The sequence below is a fragment of the Cyanobium sp. Candia 9D4 genome (genome assembly GCF_024346155.1).
In the GTDB taxonomy this organism is placed as follows: Bacteria; Cyanobacteriota; Cyanobacteriia; order PCC-6307; family Cyanobiaceae; genus Cyanobium; species Cyanobium minutissimum.
Genome location: NZ_JAGQCK010000008.1, coordinates 41831 through 57913, shown reverse-complemented (window position 1 = coordinate 57913; position 16083 = coordinate 41831). Strand labels below are relative to the sequence as shown.

Here is a 16083-nt window from a genome sequence, read left to right as displayed (position 1 = left end):
GGTTGGGCCGTCTCAGGCAGGGGTGATCTCGTCGTCGAAGAACCAGGTGGTGGTTCCGCCGCTGAGCTCCACCACCACACCGATCCCGGTGCCGTCGGTGACACGGAAATCCTTCACCGTGCCGGTGGCATCGGCCTTGAGGGCGGCCACCAGATCGGCCGGAATCCGATCGCGCACGCGGGTGACCCGCACCTTCGAACCGATGGTGATGCCAGCCTGGGCCATGTCCGGCGCGATTAGAAAGTCGCGCAACCCTAACAGCGAACCCGTGGTAGCCAAGCGGATCATCCCCTGTCTCGACGTGGCCGACGGCAGGGTGGTGAAGGGGGTGAATTTCGTCGGGCTGCGCGACGCCGGCGACCCGGTGGAACTGGCCTGTCGCTACAGCGCTTCCGGTGCCGACGAGCTCGTCTTCCTCGACATCGCCGCCAGCCACCAGGGCCGCGCCACCCTCGTCGACATGGTGCGCCGCACCGCCGAGGCGGTGACGATCCCCTTCACGGTGGGTGGCGGCATCGTCAGCGTCGAGGGCATCACCGAGCTGCTGCGGGCCGGCGCCGACAAGGTGAGTCTCAATTCCTCGGCGGTCCGCACCCCCGAGCTGGTGACGGCCGGCGCCGACCGCTTCGGCTGCCAGTGCATCGTGGTGGCCATTGATGCCCGCCGCCGGCCTTGCCCCGACGGGGAAGCCCCCGGCTGGGATGTGTTCGTCAAGGGGGGGCGGGAGAACACCGGCCTCGATGCGGTGGCCTGGGCCCGTCGGGTGGTGGCGCTCGGGGCCGGGGAGATCCTGCTCACCTCCATGGACGGCGACGGCACCCAGGCGGGATACGATCTCGCCCTGACCCGGGCGGTGGTCGAGGCGGTGGAGGTGCCGGTGATCGCCTCCGGAGGTGCCGGCTGCATCGATCACATCGCCGAGGCCCTTGAGGTCGCCGGCGCCTCGGCCGCCCTGCTGGCCTCCCTGCTCCATGACGGGGTGCTCACCGTCGAGGAGATCAAGACCGACCTGCTGCGCCGCGGCCTGCCGCTGCGGCCCCTGCTGACGAGCCTGGCGGCGGGTTGAGCAGCCCGGGGCCGCGGCGATCGCACCGCTTGCTTCACTCGCCGTAACATTGGGAAACGTTCGTGGTTCGTGGTGCATCGGTGAACGCCTTCCTGCTGCTGCCGACGCCCCTGGTCACCGTGATCGCGCTCGTGGTGGTGGTGGTGGTGATCGCGCTGGTGGCCTGGGCCCTCCAGCTGATGCAGGCCGCCACCGACCGCCGCGAGTTCTCCCTGATGCTCGCCGGCTGCATGGTCTGCTCGGCGGCGGTGGGCCTGGCCACCGTGATGGTGCTCACCTTCACCAGCCCGGTGCGGCTGGAGGCCCGTGGTCTGGCGGCCCCCGAGCCGGAGCTCTCCGGCGTCAGCCTGGATGCGATCGTGCTGCCCTGGGACGACTCCCTGACCCTGCAGGGCGAGGGCTGAGGCCCGATTCCGCCGTCCCCCGTTCCGCTCCGTTTTGGCCACCGTTGATCCCCGGCAGATCAGCGATCTGTTCGACACCATCGCGCCCCGTTACGACCAGCTGAACGATCTGCTCAGCCTGGGGCTGCACCGGCTCTGGAAGCGACAGGCCCTCCTCTGGCTGCGCCCCCGCCCTGGCCAGCGCCTGCTCGACCTCTGCTGCGGCACCGGCGACCTGGCCCTGCTGCTGGCCTCCCGGGTCAGGCCCGGCGGGCAGGTGCTGGGCCTGGATGCGGCCGCCGCCCCGCTGGCCATCGCCGAGCACCGGGCGGCGCTCCAGCCCTGGCTGCCCCTGGAGTGGCGGCAAGGCGATGCCCTGGCCACCGGCCTGGCCGATAGCTGGGCGGACGGGGCGGTGATGGCCTACGGCCTGCGCAACCTGGCCGATCCCGCCGCGGGCCTGGTGGAGCTGCGGCGCCTGCTGCGGCCCGGCGGGCGGGCGGCGGTGCTGGATTTCAACCGGCCCGACCCCGCTTCAGCCCAGGCGGCTTTCCAGCGCTTCTACCTGCGCCGCCTGGTGGTGCCCGCCGCCCGCGCCGTGGGCCTGCCAGAGCAGTACGCCTGGCTGGAGGAGAGCCTGGCCCGCTTCCCCACCGGAGCGGCCCAGGAGGAACTGGCCCATGCCGCCGGCTTCGCCGTGGCCCGCCACCGTCCCCTTGCCGGCGGCCTGATGGGGTTGCTGGAGCTGCAGGCCTGAGGGCCCCTGCGGCGGCCTGGCCGCCCTGATCGCTGATCACCGATCTGGCAGCATCAAGCCGTCTTCCCTGCCGTCCTGGCCCGTACCCGACCGGCGCACCATGCTCTTCCAGGACATCATCGCCAGCCTCAACCGGTTCTGGGCCGACCAGGGTTGCCTGATCCTCCAGCCCTACGACACGGAAAAGGGCGCCGGCACCATGAGCCCCCACACCGTGCTGCGGGCGATCGGCCCGGAGCCCTGGGCGGTGGCCTACCCCGAGCCCTGCCGGCGCCCCACCGACGGCCGCTACGGCGACAACCCCAACCGGGCCCAGCACTACTTCCAGTACCAGGTGCTGATCAAGCCCTCGCCGAACGCCATCCAGGAGACCTACCTGGCCTCCCTCGAAACCCTGGGCATCCACGCCGCCGACCACGACATCCGCTTCGTGGAGGACAACTGGGAGTCCCCGACCCTCGGGGCCTGGGGCGTGGGCTGGGAGGTGTGGCTCGACGGCATGGAGGTGACCCAGTTCACCTACTTCCAGCAGTGCGGCGGCCTCGACTGCCGGCCGGTGTCGATCGAGATCACCTACGGCCTGGAGCGGCTGGCGATGTACCTCCAGGATGTGGAGAGCATCTGGGACCTGCGCTGGAACGGCGAGCGCAGCTACGGCGACATCTGGCTGCCGTTCGAGAAGGGGCAGTGCACCTACAACTTCGAGGCCTCCAACCCCGAACGCCTGCTGCAGCTGTTCGCCCTGCATGAGGCCGAGGCCGCCGATCTGGTGGCGGCCGGGCTGCCGGCCCCGGCCCTCGACCACGTGCTGAAGTGCAGCCACACCTTCAACCTGCTGGAGGCCCGCGGCGTGATCTCGGTGACCGAGCGCACCGCCACCATCGGCCGCATCCGCCACCTGGCGCGGCAGGTGGCCGAAGCCTGGCTGGAGGAGCGCCGCGCCCTGGGCTTCCCCCTGCTGGACGCCCCGCCGGCGTGAAGCGCACCCTGCTGGTGGCGGTGCTGGTGCTGGGCGCCTTCCAGGCCGGCCGCCTCACCGAGCGGGCCATCTGGCCCTGCCGGCTGCGGCCCCTGGCGGCCCTGGTCGCTCCGCTGGTGGGTCAGGAGCTGCCCAGCCCCCAGCTCTGTGAGCTGATGCTCAAGCTGCCGAGCTTCTGAAGGCCCGGGCTCCTCTGATCAGGGTGTCGGCGGCGTGGCCTGGCTGGCCGGCGCGGCGGCCACCGCCCGGCCCTTGGGGGCGCCGCCGAAGAAGACCTTCACGCCCACCTCGATGCCGTTCTGGTAGGTGGCAAAGGCGTTGGCAGGGTCGCCGCCGTTGTCCCAGGTCAGGCCCATCAGGCGCCAGGACAGGTTCAGGTCGGTGTTGTCACCGATGGCGTAGCCCAGGCCCACCTGGGCGTTGCCGCTGAGGTCCTGCTGGCCGGCCAGGCCGAAGCCGCCGATGTCGCCGCGGGCGAAGGCCCGCAGCCGCGGCGACAGGAACACCGTGGCCTGGGTGCCCACCAGCGGCTGCACCCAGGTGCGCCGGAAGTCGCGGGTGGGCTCCAGCAGGGTTCGTCCGAAGGGCCCCTCGACGCCGGCCGCCAGACTCAGCTGGCCGGAGATCAGCCGCACCCCCGCATAGGGAATCACCGTCACAGCGCCTGGCCGGCCGAGGGCCGATTCCTGCTCGCCGAACCGGCAGCGCAGGGCGAGATCGTAGACGCCCAGCTGCTGCCCCACGCTGGCGCTCGCGCCCAGGAACTGACGGCTGGGCAGGTCCAGACGTCCCGTCTGGTCGGCCAGGCTCACATACCAGAGATCGGCCTGGAGCCCCAGCCGGCCCTTCTCGATGCTGCCGCGGGCGGAGGCGTTGAAGCGCAGGGCATCCAGGATCTGCCCCAGCCCCAGGTCGACGTCGGCCTGCCGTCCGCGGATCGTGGTGAAACCGGTGGTGCGCAGCGGTGCGAAGCCGTAGAGCTCGAGGGTGCCGCTCCAGGCGGGGTCGGGCACCGTCTCCGCCGGGGCTGTTTCTGGTGCGGCCGCCAACTCCGGCGTCACCGCAGGGGCCGGTGGCGGCAGGCGCAGCTCCTGGCCGATCCAGGGGACCTCCGGCGCCCGGCCCCGGGTCGGGTCGGCCAGGCTGGCCGAGGGCCCCAGGGCCGGCAGCACCAGGGCCAGGCCGGCCAGGACGTGCAGCGGGCGGGGCGTGCGCGCGTTCATGGGGTGGGGAGGGTTGGTCAGGACGCTCAGGTCCGGTGGCTGGTGCGGGGATGTTCGCCGAACAGGCTGCGGTAATCGCGGGCGAAGTGCCCCGCGTTCATGAATCCCCACGCAGCGGCCAGCTCGGCGATCGTGGTGGCCTGGGGATCGGCGGCCAGCAGGGCCTGCCGCACGCCGTGCAGGCGACGGACCTTGAGGTAGGCCATCGGACCCATCCCCAGGTGCTCCCGGAACCCCTGCAGCAGGCTGCGCCGACCGGCCGCCACCTGGCGGCAGAGCCCATCAAGGCTGATCGGTTCCTGGGGATGCTCCCTCATCCAGGCCTGGGCAGCCTTCACCAGCTCGATCCGGGCCGGCGGCCGGGCCAGCCGCTCGCCATGGCCGGTGCGGTGCACCAGGGCCTCCACCAGCAGGGGCACCAGATCCCCGCCCAGCCGCCGGCGGATCGCCGGATCCGCCAGCAGGCCCGGCGACCGCTCGGCCAGGCGGAAGATCCGGCGCAGGCAGGCCCTCACCCCCTGGAAGCGCAGCGGATCGATCGCCTCCCAGTTGACACCCTCCAGTGGCTCCTCCAGCCCGGGCCCGCCCAGCTCCCGGGCCCACTGCAGGAACCGGTCCCGCTCCAGGCTGAGCACCGCCAGGGTGCAGCGCTCGGGGGTGGTGAGGTGGATCTCACCGCCTGCGGCCAGGCCGAAGAACGCCGTGGCCGGCAGCTCCAGGCCGTGGGAGCGGATCACGGGGCGGCCCGGGCTCTCCTCCAGGTCGAGGGCGATCAGCTGGCGGCCGGCGGGTTTGGCCCCACCCCCGTGCAGGGGGCGATCGAAGTGCAGCCGCAGGACCTGGAGCGCACCCAGGTCGATCGCCAGGAGCTCACTGCTCAGCAGACCTCCGGCGAGCTGGGTGAGCTGCACGGGCAGCAGGGGGTTGAGCACCCTCTCCAAGCGGGCGATGTCCTGGATGGAACGGGAGAAGGGAGCAGTGGAACCGCACTTTCTGAGTGTTCGGATCGTTCGGCTCTGTGCATCCTTTGGGGGCGTGTCCTCCGGATCCGTGGCGACCGTCACGTGACAAGGGGTCCCAGAACCCTCTTCCTACCCCACTCCCTCACCCGCCGGGTGTTCCCCGCCATGCCCAACGGCCAGCCCAACATCCTCATCCTCTGGGGCGATGACATCGGCCAGAGCAACCTCAGCTGCTACAGCGACGGTCTGATGGGGTACCAGACCCCCAACATCGACCGGGTCGCCAGCGAGGGCGGCCGCTTCATCCATTACTACGCCGAGCAGAGCTGCACCGCCGGCCGGGCGGCCTTCATTTCCGGCCAGAGCGTGTTCCGCACCGGCCTCAGCAAGGTGGGGCTGCCGGGCGCCGAGCTGGGTTACCGCGCCGAGGATCCCACCATTGCCGAGCTGCTGCAGCCGCTGGGCTACCGCACCGGCCAGTTCGGCAAGAACCACTTCGGCGACCGCGACGAGCATCTGCCGACGATGCACGGTTTCGATGAGTTCTTCGGCAACCTGTACCACCTCAACGCCGAGGAGGAGCCGGAGCTGCCCGACTATCCCAAGCCGGAAGACTTTCCCGATTTCCAGAAGAACTTCGGCCCCCGCGGTGTGCTGCACACCTGGGCCAACGGTGATGGCACCCAGCGCATCGAGAACACCGGCCCGCTCACCAAGAAGCGGATGCAGAACTGCGATGAGGAGTTCCTCGCCGAGGCCAAGCGCTTCATCCGTGACGCCGTCGCTTCCGGAGAGCCCTTCTTCGTGTGGTTCAACACCACCCACATGCACTTCCGCACCCATGCCCGTCCCCAGGACATCGGCCAGGCGGGGCGCTGGCAGTCGGAGTACCACGACGTGATGATTTATCACGACAACTGCATCGGCGAAATGCTCGACCTGCTCGATGAGCTGGGCATCGCCGATGACACGATCGTGATGTACAGCACCGACAACGGGCCCCACATGAACAGCTGGCCCGATGCCGGCATGACCCCGTTCCGAAACGAGAAGAACTCCAACTGGGAAGGGGCCTACCGGGTGCCGGCCCTGGTGCGCTGGCCCGGCAAGATCGCCCCCGGCACCCTCTACACGGGCATCGTCAGCCATCTCGACTGGCTGCCCACCCTGCTGGCCGCCGCTGGGGAGCCACAGATCAAGGAGAAGCTGCTGGAGGGCCACACGGTGGGCTCCAAGACCTTCCGGATCCACCTGGATGGCTACAACATGCTCGACTACTGGACCGGCCAGAGCGACAGGAGCCCCCGGGTGGAATTCTTCTATTTCTCCGACGACGGCGACCTCACCGGCCTGCGCTACGACAACTGGAAGTTCGTGTTCATGGAGCAGCGCGCCACCGGCACGCTGCAGGTCTGGGCCGAGCCCTTCACGCCGCTGCGGGTGCCCAAGATCTTCAACCTGCTCACCGATCCCTACGAGCGGGCCGACATCACCTCCAACACCTACTGGGACTGGATGCTCGACCATGCCTTCGCCCTGGTGCCCGCCCAGGTGATCGCGGGTCGGTTCCTGGCCACGTTCCAGGACTTTCCGCCCCGCCAGAAGGCGGCCAGCTTCTCCCTGGAGGATGTGATCGAGAAGATGACCGCCGCCGCCAGCGGCGGCCACTGAGGGGCTCGCCGCCGCCGCCCCCGCCATGACCCCGGAGCGCCCCCCCTCCCCGACGCGATCCGCCCCGGCCCCCCGGCCGGGACGCCCGCCGGCACGGGACATGGTCTGGATTCCCCCGGGCAGCTTCGCGATGGGCTCCGACCACCACTACCCGGAGGAGGCCCCAGCCCATCGGGTGACGCTGGGGGGCTTCTGGATCGACCGCACCCCGGTCACCAACGCCCAGTTCCAGAAGTTCGTGAAGGCCACGGGGCACATCACCCTGGCGGAACGGCCGGCCGATCCGGCCGACTATCCGGGAGCCCTGCCGGAACGGCTGGCGCCGGCTTCGATCGTGTTCGTGCCGCCGCCCGGGCCCATCGGCACCGGTGATCCCTATCGCTGGTGGCAGTACCGGCCGGGGGCCAGCTGGCGCCATCCCGAGGGCCCCGGCAGTTCCATCCGGACTCGGGAGCACCACCCCGTGGTGCACGTGGCCCATGGGGACGCGGCGGCCTACGCCGCCTGGGCCGGCAAGCAGCTGCCCAGCGAGGCCGAGTGGGAACGGGCCGCCCGTGGCGGCCGGGAGGGGGGGAGTTCGCCTGGGGGGATGAGCTCCACCCCGGCGGCCGGCCCATGGCCAACACCTTCCAGGGAGATTTCCCGCACCACAACAGCCTCCTCGACGGCTGGGAGCGCACCTCCCCGGTGGGGGCCTTCCCGCCGAACGGCTACGGCCTGTTCGACATGATCGGCAACGTCTGGGAGTGGACCGACGACTGGTACGGCGGCCATGCGGCCGCCGTGCTGGCGCACAAGGGGGCCGGCGGCTGCTGCACCATCGACAGCCCCCGCGGGGCGGAGCGGGAGGCCAGCATCGATCCTGGCTCCCAGCACGGTCACCAGCCGCGCAAGGTGGTGAAGGGTGGCTCCTTTCTGTGCGCCCCCAGCTACTGCCGCCGCTACCGGCCCGCGGCGCGCATGGCCCAGGGCGTCGACACCTCCACCTGCCACATGGGCTTCCGCTGCGTCGTGAGGAGCTGATCCATGCCGGCCCTTCCCCTGGTGGAGTGGCTCGATCGGTTCGCCGTCGGCCTGCGCTTCGTGCTCGAGGGCGTCTCGCTGGTGTGCGTGGCGCTGGGCTTCGCGGCCACCCTGCTCCAGGCCGTGCGCCAGAGGCTGGGCCCCGGCCGCCACCGCCGCGAACCCATCAGCCGGCGCTTCAACGGCCTCCGCCTCACTTTCGGCAGCTGGCTGTCGATGGCCCTGGAGTTCCAGCTGGCCGCCGACATCGTCGCCACCACCACCGCCCCCTCCAACCAGAACCTGATCCAGCTGGGTGTCATCGCCGTGATCCGCACCTTCCTCAACGTCTTCCTGGGCCGGGAAGTGGAGCTGGAGATGAAGCTCGAGGAGGCCCAGCGCCAGCAGCGTGAGCTGCGTTCCACCACCGAATCCCTTTCGCCCTAGATGGCCAACCTCAACAACGAACTGGCCAAGGAGCGCAACCGGGCGGCCGCTGAGCGCACGTTGATGGCCTGGATCCGCACCTGTCTCTCACTGATCAGCTTCGGCTTCGGGCTCGACAAGATCATCGGTGCCATCAACAGCAGCCGTTTTGACCGCAGCGCCCATGCCGGCCTGAGCGTGCGGCTGGTGTCGATCGGTTTCGTGCTGGTCGGCATCCTGGCGATGGCCGCGGCGACCCGCCAGCACCTGCGCACGCTCAAGCTGATCCGGCGCGACGACTTTCTCTATGCCGATCAGCGTTCGATCAGCACCATCACGGCGATGGCCCTCACCCTCATCGGTGTCTTCGCCTTTGTGCTGCTGGTGATGGGTTCCCCTCTCGGTTGATTCCCATGCGCGAAGCCGCCGGCGTTCTGGCCACGACCACGATCGTCACATTGATGTTCAGCCTGGGCCTGGGGCTGAAGCCGTATCCATTCCTGCTGCTCCGGGATCGCCCCGCCTTCCTCTGGCGGGTGCTGCTCGGCACCGGCGTGCTGGTGCCCCTGGCCGGGCTGGCCCTGGTGCTGCTGCCCCTCCATGGCCAGCTGAGTCGGCCCGCCTGGGTGGCGATGGCCCTGATGCTGGCCTGCCCCAGCGCCCCCCTGATCCTGTTCCGGGTGCGCAGCAGTGGCGGCACCGCCGAGCTGGCCGCCCGGCTGCAGATCGGCGCGGCGCTGCTGGCGATCGTCACGGTTCCGCTCATGGAGGTGATCTTCCGCGCCGCCGCCGGCCTGCGGGGCTGGGAGGTGGCCGGCTGGGGGATCAGTCCGGGCCAGGTGGCGGGCCAGGTGCTGAAGGTGCAGGTGCTGCCGGTGGTCGCCGGGGTGCTGCTGGGACAGTGGCAGCCTGGGCTGGCAAGCCGCTGCAGTCGGGCCCTCGGGGCCCTGGCCACCGTGCTGCTGATCGTGATGCTGGTGGCCCTGCTGCTGCTCAGTGGCCGGCAGCTGCTGCCCTTCCTGCAGCAGAACCTGGTGGGTCTGGCGGGGATGGCTGTCCTCAGCGCGCTCAGCCTGGCGATCGGCTACGCCCTGGCCGGACCCGACCCGCTGGAACGGCGCACCGTGGCTCTGGTGACGGGCATGCGCAACACCGGACTGGCGGCCCAGCTCGCCCTTTCCTACGGCAAGGGGCTGGCGGGCCTGATCCCCGGCCTGCTCGCCTATGTGCTGATCACCGTGATCGTGACCACCCTGTTCCTGCGCTGGCAGCAGCGCCAGCTGGCCCCCTCCGGCTGACCGTACCGGCCGGATCCGTCAGCCGCTCTTCGGCACGGTGCTCCGGTTGCCGTTGCGGATGGCGTGGTAGCCGGGGGAGAGGATCTCCACATCGGCGGCGGCGAACTGATCCTGAAGCGCCGCCAGCACCTCCGAGAGGGTCTGACGGTAGGTGCCCGGCTCGCGCACGAAGGCATTGAGCTCGTAGCTGATGTGGAAGTCGTTGAGGGAGGTCTGGAGCACGAACGGCTCGATCTCGTCGGTGATGCCCGGCACGCTCCGCGCCGCCGCCAGCATCAGCTCCTGCACCTGGCGCCAGGGGACGTCGTAGCCGATGGTGATCGTGGTGGCGATCGCCACCGGCTGGCTGATCTCCCGGCGGGAGAAGCTGTAGTTCACCACCGATGCGCCGATCACGCTGGCATTGGGAATGCTCACCAGTTCGTTGCGCGGCGTCTGCAGGCGGGTCACCAGCAGGGCCCGGTCCTGCACCACCCCCACCACCCCGTTGATCTCCACCCGGTCGCCCTCCCGGAACGCCCGGGTGTAGATGAGCATCAGTCCGCTGATGATGTTGCTGGCGATGGCGCTGGAGCCCAGGGCGGCCAGGGCGCCGATGAACAGTCCGGCCCCCTGGAACACCTTGCTGCCGGAGCCGGGGATGTACGGGAAGGCCGCCGCCAGGCCGGCCAGGCAGAGCAGGATCGCCACCAGCCGGGCCGTCGGCAGGGCCCACTCCTGGTAGAAGCCGGGCAACCGGATCCGGCCGTGGTCGATGGCCCGGAACCAGGACTGGCTGGCCCGGATCGCCAGCACGGTGATGACCAGGATCACCCCGATCGAGACGAGATTGGGGATCGCCTGCACGATGCCGCCAAGGAAACCCAGCACCACCGTCCTGATCTGTCCCCGCAGACCTTCGGCGATGGCTTCGGTGGGTGGGAAGAAACCCAGCAGCAGGGGAATCAGCAGGTAGCTGATCACCAGCACCAGCGACCAGTGCACCACCTGGCGCAGCCACTGCATGAGCTGTCGCACATGGTCCAGCTCGACGAACCCGCCCAGGCCCAGGCGACTGAGCTCCTGCATGACGAAGCGGGGACGTTCGGCGAAGTGCCGCTCGACCCGCCTGTTGAGCTCCCCCTGAACCCGCAGCCACAGGATGTAGAACCCCAGCACCAGCGCCGCCAGGGCCGTTCCCCTCAACCAGGACGCGAGGGTGTGACTGCCCCGGTAGCTGGTGATCGCCCGCCGCATGCCGTCCCGGTAGCGCACGGCCAGCTGTTGCCGCGTCAACCCGAAGCAGGCCGCCGCGCGATCGCCCACGGCCAGTTCGGGCGAGAAACGACCGTCCTGCTCCCTGACGCCCACCAGGGAGAAGGGGGCCTCGTCCTGCACCACGAGCTGGCCCGGCTGGACGGTGTGATCCTGGGCGAGTTCCAGCAGGCGGGCATTGGCGCGGCGCACGTAGTCGTCGAGCCGCTGGGCGGCGGGGGCCCGGCGGATCTCCAGGTCGCGGCGGCCATCGAGGCCGATGAAGAGAGGGGTGGTCGCGCAGCCCTGCGCGGCCGCCGCCGTGGCGCCTCCCTCGCCGGCCCAGGCTGGACTCGACGGATCGAGGGCCAGCCCCAGCCCTGTCCCAAGACCAGGACCAAGACCAGGACCAAGACCAAGGCCGAGGCAGAACAGCAGCGCCAGCAGGGCGATCTGCCGTCCAAGGGTCAACGGCCGCCACGTGAATCTCTGCCGCTGCATCACCGATCGCCGGGTTCCGCCGAGGGGATTGTCCCGTGGTGTTGCCACCGGTGTCGATGGCGCCGGGGGCCGGCGGCCGCCGGCGGGAACCCTGGAGCATGCTCCGCTCCCCCCTGCTGCCGCTGCTGCTGCTGACCGTGGTGCTGGTCCAGGCCCAGCTGCGGCCGCTCCGGCCCGGACCGGCCGATCCGCTGCGGCTGCTCGCCGGTGGCGATGGGCCGCAACCGGTGATCCTGCAGGGCCGTCTGCTGGCCGACCCGGTGGCGGCGGCCCCAGCGGCAGCGGCGTCGAGTCCGGGTCCCTGCCGGGTGCTGCTGCAGACGGCGGGAGGCCGCAGCGAGCTGGGCTTCGCCACCTGTCCGGAGCTGCGGGAGGGCTGGGGGGTGCGGGTGACGGGGCTGCTGCGCCGCCCCCGGCCGGCCCCCCACCCCCTGCTGGCGGGGCCGGCGGAACGCCTGGCCCGCCAGGGGGCCTGGACCCGCCTGGCGGTGGAGCGGCTGGAGGTGCTCCGCCGGCCCGCCACCCCGATCGCCGATCTGCGCCGCGGCATCGCCGAGCGCTTCGTGGCCGTGGCGGGTCCGGAGCGGGGCGGTCTGCTGGCGGCCCTGGTGCTGGGCAGTGCCGTGGTGCCCCTGCCCGCCGAGTTGCGCGCCGACTTCCGCGTCGCCGGCCTGTCCCACGCCCTGGCGGCCTCGGGGTTCCACCTCACGGTCCTGCTGGGGGCGGTGCTGGCCATCGGCCGGGAGCTCGGCCGCTGGGCGCGGCTGGCCCTTGGCGCCGGGGCGATGGTGGTGTTCCTGCTGCTGGCGGGGCCCCAGCCCTCGGTGATCCGGGCGGTCCTGATGGGGGCCATCGCCCTGGTGCTGCTGGAGAGCGGTCGCCGCGGCCGCCCTCTGGGGATTCTGGGCCTGAGCCTGGCGGGGATGCTGCTGCTGCGGCCGGCCTGGCTGCACGACGTGGGCTTCCAGCTGAGCGCCGCCGCCACCGCCGGCCTGGTGCTGACGGCGCGGCCCCTGGAGCAGGCCCTGGCCGGGTTGCCACCCGGTGGCCCCCCCGGGGCGGCGGGCTGGTGGCGGCGCTGGCTGGCCCCGGCCCTGGCGGTGCCGGTGGCGGCGAGCCTCTGGACCCTGCCCCTGCAGCTGCTCCACTTCGGGGTGGTGCCCCTCTACGCCGTGCCGGCCAACCTGCTGGCGGCCCCGCTGCTCACGCCCCTCACCCTCGGAGCGATGGCCCTGGCAGCCGTGGCCCTGCTGGTGCCCGCCCTGCTGGCCCCGTTGCTGGTGCCCCTGGGCTGGCTGGCCCAGCTGCTGCTCCTGCTTGCCGATGGGGTCGCCGGTCTGCCCCTGGCCCAGTGGCAGAGCGGCCGGCCCCTGCCGCTGCTGGTGCTCCTGTTCACCCTGGCCCTGCTGGGCCTGGTGCTGCCCGGGACGGGCCGGCGCCTTCGAGGGCTGGCGGCGGGCCTGGGGGTCGGGGTGCTGGTGGTCCACCTGGTGCTGCTGGGCGGCGACCAGCTGCTGCTGGTCCACCAGGGGGAAGGTGGTCCCCCCCGCGACCTGCTGCTGGCCCGACACCGGGGCCGCGCCGCCCTGGTCAGCACCCGCGCCGACGGGTTCAGCTGCCGCCAGGCCGGCCAGCTGGCCCAGGCCCTGGGGGTGGCCCGCTTCGACTGGACCCTGCTGCTGGATCCGGTGGCCGCTGACGATCCGGATTGCTGGAGCCGCCAGGCCGGGCGGGTGCTGGCCTACGGGGGCGGGGCGGCGCCCTTGGCCGCCGGCCAGCGGCTGGCGAGCCGGGGGCTGGCGGTGGAGGCCCTGGCCATGGACAGCCACGCCCTGCACCTGCAGCTGGGGCGCCACCGCTGGCTGCTGCTGCCTGACCGCCAGGCGCTGACCACCTGGCGGCTGGACCGTCCGGCTGCCGGCGAGGGTGTGTGGCTCGGGGTCCGGCCCCGGCCCGCCGAGCAGCGGGCCCTGCTGGAGCGCGGCCCGCCCCGGGTGTGGCTCAGCGGTGCCGTGCCGGCCGGCGCGCCCCTGCCGCGGGGGTGGCGGGCCAGTGGTACCAGCGGCGCGCTGACCGCTCCGTAAAGTGAGCGCGTTCCTGCTGCGATGGCATCAGGGGTGTGGAGAGGTGGCTGAGTGGTCGAAAGCGAACGACTCGAAATCGTTTGAAGGGCAACCTTCCGTGGGTTCGAATCCCACCCTCTCCGTTTTCCCAGGCCGGCTTGCCGCCGGCATGGCCGGCGTGGGACCTCAGGAATGGAACAGCAGCACGAGGCCGGATTTCACCTGGTGAAACTCCCTCTCCTCGCGGCTCAGATCCAGTCCCACCTGCAGACCTTCCTTGAGCGCCACATCGAAGGGCGGCGCCGGTGGCGGCTTGCCGTCACACCAGAGGGCCGCAATCCCCACGGAGGTGGCATGCCAGCGGAAGCAGGGTGTTGTCCCGATGGAAGGCTCCTGCAGGGCGTCTTCGAGAAGCTCGCGGATCGCCATCGTGTCCCGGCTCTCGCCATCCCAGTCGTCGCCTTAGCTTCGGCAGAGACCCCGGCCAGGGCAATCGGCTGAGAGTTTTCGTGATACTGGCGCCTACGGTGCCTGCCATGGAGGCCTTTCCCAGCCCAGTCGCCCTGGTGCACGAGTGGTTCACCCCCCGTTCGGTGGGTGGGTCCGAGCAGGTGGTGGTGGAGCTCGACCGGCTGCTCGCCGGCCGGGGAACCCCCCCGTCCCTCTTCGCCCTGGTGGATGGCGAGAGTTCCCGCCCGGGCAGCTGGCTGACCGGCCGCCGCATCCGCACCAGCTTCATCCAGCGCCTGCCCTGGGGGGTGAGCCACGTGCAGCAGTATCTGCCGCTCCTGCCCCTGGCGATCGAGCAGCTCGACCTGTCCGGCCACCCCCTGGTGATCAGCAGCAGCCACCTGGTGGCCAAGGGGGTGCTCACCGGTCCGGACCAGCTGCACGTCAGCTATGTGCACACCCCGGCCCGCTACGCCTGGGACCAGATGCACACCTACCTGGCCCGCTCGGCCCTGGCCCGCGGGCCCCTCGGCCCCCTGGTGCGGCTGCAGCTGCACCAGCTGCGCCAGTGGGATGTGGTCAGTAGCGCCCGGGTGGATGCCCTGGTGGCCAACTCCCGCTTCACCGCCCGCCGCATCCGCTGTTTCTGGCGCCGGCGCGCCCATGTGCTGCCGCCCCCCGTGGCGGTGGAGCGCTTCCGCTGGGACCAGCCCCGGGACGACGTCTACGTCAGCCTCTGCCGGCTGGTGCCCAACAAGCGGGTGGATGTGGTGGTGGAGGCCTTCCGGCGCACCGGTCTGCCCCTGGTGGTGCTGGGCGATGGTCCCGAGCAGCGCCGGCTCGAGGCGATGGCGGGCCCGGCCACCCGCTTCCTCGGTCGCCTGCCGGACCAGGAGACCGCCGCCTGGCTGGAGCGGGCGCGGGCCTATGTGTATGCCGGCCTGGAGGATTTCGGCATTGCGCCGGTGGAGGCGATGGCGGCCGGTGCCCCGGTGATCGCCTTCGGCCAGGGGGGGGTGCTCGACAGCGTGCGCTGCCTCAGCGACGGGAACGCCTCCCCCACCGGCCTGCTGTTTCCGGAGCAGACCCCCGCCAGCCTGGCGGCCGCCCTGGAGCACTTCGAGGCGGGCCGGCTGTGGCGATCCCTGCCGGCGGAAGGGCAGCGGCAACGGGCGGAGGGTTTCGCCCCGGCGGTCTTCCGAAGCCGCATGGAAACGCTGCTCGACCAGCTGTGGCAGCAGCACCGTCGCCGCCTTCGCCGTCCTGTGCCTCTGATCTGAGTGGCCCCGCGGCATGGAGTTCCGCACGGGCTGATCCTTAACTTCTTCTAACGAACCCGTCCCCCATGCTCTCTTCCATCGGGACCCCCTACGCCTCAGGGCAGCTTGTGACGGCTCCGGCGCAGGTGCTCACCGCGGAAGAGCTGATCGCCTTTCAGTCGAAGCGCGATCGCATTGTCAAGCGTTCCGGTGACATCCTCTTCTCGCTCACCGTGCTCACCCTCGGCTCGCCGGTGCTGCTGGCCCTGGCCCTGCTGGTCAAGGTCACCTCCCGCGGGCCGGTGTTCTACGTGCAGCAACGGGTGGGCCGCGATTACCGCAGTTTCGGTTGCATCAAGTTCCGCACCATGCGCCGGGATGCCGATCGCCTGCTCTCCAAGCTGCTGGCCGAATCCCCGGATCTGGATGAGGAGTACCGCAACGATTTCAAGCTCAAGAACGACCCGCGCATCACCCGCCTGGGCAAGTTCCTGCGCCGCTCCAGCCTTGATGAACTGCCCCAGTTCCTCAATGTGCTCCGCGGTGAGATGAGCGTGGTGGGCCCCCGTCCGATCGTGAAGAGCGAGCTGGAGCGCTACGGCAGCCGCATGGATGAAGTGCTGTCGGTGCGTCCCGGCCTGACGGGCCTGTGGCAGGTGTCCGGCCGCAACAACCTCAGCTACCCCGAGAGGGTCCGGCTGGATGTGCGCTACGCCCGCCGTCGCACCCTGCTGATGGATCTGCGCATCATCCTGCGCACCATCGGCGTCATGCTCGACCCCCGCGACCGCGGCGCCTACTGAACGCCGG

At 71.1% G+C, this 16083-nt stretch carries 17 protein-coding genes, 1 tRNA gene and 1 pseudogene; 14 read left to right on the top strand and 5 right to left on the bottom strand.

Translation table 11 applies throughout. The annotated features are described in order from the left end of the window. Window positions 1–12: 12 nt before the first annotated feature. Window positions 13–225, bottom strand: coding sequence for a DUF2862 domain-containing protein (locus KBZ08_RS13805; RefSeq protein WP_015109004.1), 213 nt, complete (start codon window positions 223–225; stop codon window positions 13–15). Between the two features lie 43 nt (window positions 226–268). Between KBZ08_RS13805 and hisF the strand changes: the two genes are divergently transcribed. The 5 genes from hisF to KBZ08_RS13780 all read left to right on the top strand — a co-directional run bounded on the left by hisF (window position 269) and on the right by KBZ08_RS13780 (window position 3364). After that, window positions 269–1066 carry an imidazole glycerol phosphate synthase subunit HisF gene (gene hisF, locus KBZ08_RS13800; RefSeq protein WP_106220569.1) on the top strand — a complete coding sequence of 266 codons (798 nt, stop codon included), beginning with the start codon at window positions 269–271 and terminating at the stop codon, window positions 1064–1066. An 80-nt stretch (window positions 1067–1146) separates the two neighbouring features. Continuing rightward, a complete protein-coding gene (locus tag KBZ08_RS13795; protein ID WP_015109002.1) occupies window positions 1147–1470 on the top strand; it encodes a hypothetical protein in 324 nt (107 codons plus the stop codon). A 34-nt stretch (window positions 1471–1504) separates the two neighbouring features. Then, complete coding sequence (gene ubiE / locus KBZ08_RS13790) at window positions 1505–2206, top strand: bifunctional demethylmenaquinone methyltransferase/2-methoxy-6-polyprenyl-1,4-benzoquinol methylase UbiE (protein ID WP_254973709.1); 702 nt, start codon at window positions 1505–1507, stop codon at window positions 2204–2206. Window positions 2207–2306: 100 nt separating this feature from the next. Then, the gene (gene glyQ, locus KBZ08_RS13785) at window positions 2307–3185 is read left to right on the top strand and encodes a glycine--tRNA ligase subunit alpha (RefSeq protein ID WP_254973707.1); all 879 of its coding nucleotides are present in this window, start codon (window positions 2307–2309) and stop codon (window positions 3183–3185) included. After that, window positions 3182–3364 carry a hypothetical protein gene (locus tag KBZ08_RS13780; protein WP_106220573.1) on the top strand — a complete coding sequence of 61 codons (183 nt, stop codon included), beginning with the start codon at window positions 3182–3184 and terminating at the stop codon, window positions 3362–3364. The genes glyQ and KBZ08_RS13780 overlap by 4 nt, the downstream gene beginning before the upstream one ends. 18 nt (window positions 3365–3382) lie before the next feature. Here the strand turns inward: KBZ08_RS13780 and KBZ08_RS13775 are convergent, their stop codons facing one another. After that, window positions 3383–4408, bottom strand: coding sequence for a hypothetical protein (locus KBZ08_RS13775; RefSeq protein WP_254973705.1), 1026 nt, complete (start codon window positions 4406–4408; stop codon window positions 3383–3385). Between the two features lie 26 nt (window positions 4409–4434). Then, window positions 4435–5340, bottom strand: a complete 906-nt coding sequence (locus tag KBZ08_RS13770; RefSeq protein ID WP_146134576.1) for a helix-turn-helix domain-containing protein — start codon at window positions 5338–5340, stop codon at window positions 4435–4437. A gap of 195 nt (window positions 5341–5535) precedes the next feature. Here KBZ08_RS13770 and KBZ08_RS13765 point away from each other — a divergent pair, with 195 nt between their 5' ends. From KBZ08_RS13765 to KBZ08_RS13740, 5 genes and pseudogenes are all read left to right on the top strand, one after another. Continuing rightward, window positions 5536–7041 (top strand): arylsulfatase, encoded by a 1506-nt coding sequence (locus KBZ08_RS13765; RefSeq protein WP_106220575.1) that lies wholly within the window; start codon window positions 5536–5538, stop codon window positions 7039–7041. A 25-nt stretch (window positions 7042–7066) separates the two neighbouring features. Further along, window positions 7067–8064: pseudogene (locus KBZ08_RS13760) on the top strand (formylglycine-generating enzyme family protein). Window positions 8065–8067: 3 nt separating this feature from the next. Continuing rightward, window positions 8068–8490 (top strand): DUF1622 domain-containing protein, encoded by a 423-nt coding sequence (locus KBZ08_RS13750; protein ID WP_254973699.1) that lies wholly within the window; start codon window positions 8068–8070, stop codon window positions 8488–8490. Next, window positions 8491–8877: a YidH family protein gene (locus KBZ08_RS13745; RefSeq protein WP_015108993.1), complete on the top strand. Its 387-nt coding sequence runs from the start codon at window positions 8491–8493 to the stop codon at window positions 8875–8877. Window positions 8878–8882: 5 nt separating this feature from the next. Continuing rightward, window positions 8883–9767, top strand: a complete 885-nt coding sequence (locus tag KBZ08_RS13740) for a bile acid:sodium symporter family protein (protein ID WP_254973696.1) — start codon at window positions 8883–8885, stop codon at window positions 9765–9767. An 18-nt stretch (window positions 9768–9785) separates the two neighbouring features. Here KBZ08_RS13740 and KBZ08_RS13735 read toward each other — a convergent pair whose 3' ends face one another. After that, on the bottom strand, window positions 9786–11471 hold the full coding sequence (locus tag KBZ08_RS13735) for a mechanosensitive ion channel domain-containing protein (protein ID WP_254973694.1): 1686 nt from the start codon (window positions 11469–11471) through the stop codon (window positions 9786–9788). A gap of 65 nt (window positions 11472–11536) precedes the next feature. Between KBZ08_RS13735 and KBZ08_RS13730 the strand changes: the two genes are divergently transcribed. Both KBZ08_RS13730 and KBZ08_RS13725 read left to right on the top strand, forming a co-directional pair. Further along, window positions 11537–13585, top strand: coding sequence for a ComEC/Rec2 family competence protein (locus KBZ08_RS13730; protein ID WP_254973693.1), 2049 nt, complete (start codon window positions 11537–11539; stop codon window positions 13583–13585). A gap of 37 nt (window positions 13586–13622) precedes the next feature. Beyond that, window positions 13623–13707: transfer RNA gene (locus KBZ08_RS13725), tRNA-Ser, on the top strand. 43 nt (window positions 13708–13750) lie between these two features. On the opposite strand, the gene KBZ08_RS13720 is transcribed toward KBZ08_RS13725, so the two are convergent. After that, on the bottom strand, window positions 13751–13993 hold the full coding sequence (locus KBZ08_RS13720) for a hypothetical protein (RefSeq protein ID WP_015108989.1): 243 nt from the start codon (window positions 13991–13993) through the stop codon (window positions 13751–13753). A 107-nt stretch (window positions 13994–14100) separates the two neighbouring features. Between KBZ08_RS13720 and KBZ08_RS13715 the strand changes: the two genes are divergently transcribed. Together KBZ08_RS13715 and KBZ08_RS13710 are read left to right on the top strand one after the other, a co-directional pair. Then, complete coding sequence (locus KBZ08_RS13715) at window positions 14101–15294, top strand: glycosyltransferase (protein WP_254973690.1); 1194 nt, start codon at window positions 14101–14103, stop codon at window positions 15292–15294. Window positions 15295–15359: 65 nt separating this feature from the next. Further along, complete coding sequence (locus KBZ08_RS13710; protein WP_106220581.1) at window positions 15360–16076, top strand: sugar transferase; 717 nt, start codon at window positions 15360–15362, stop codon at window positions 16074–16076. Window positions 16077–16083: the final 7 nt, after the last annotated feature.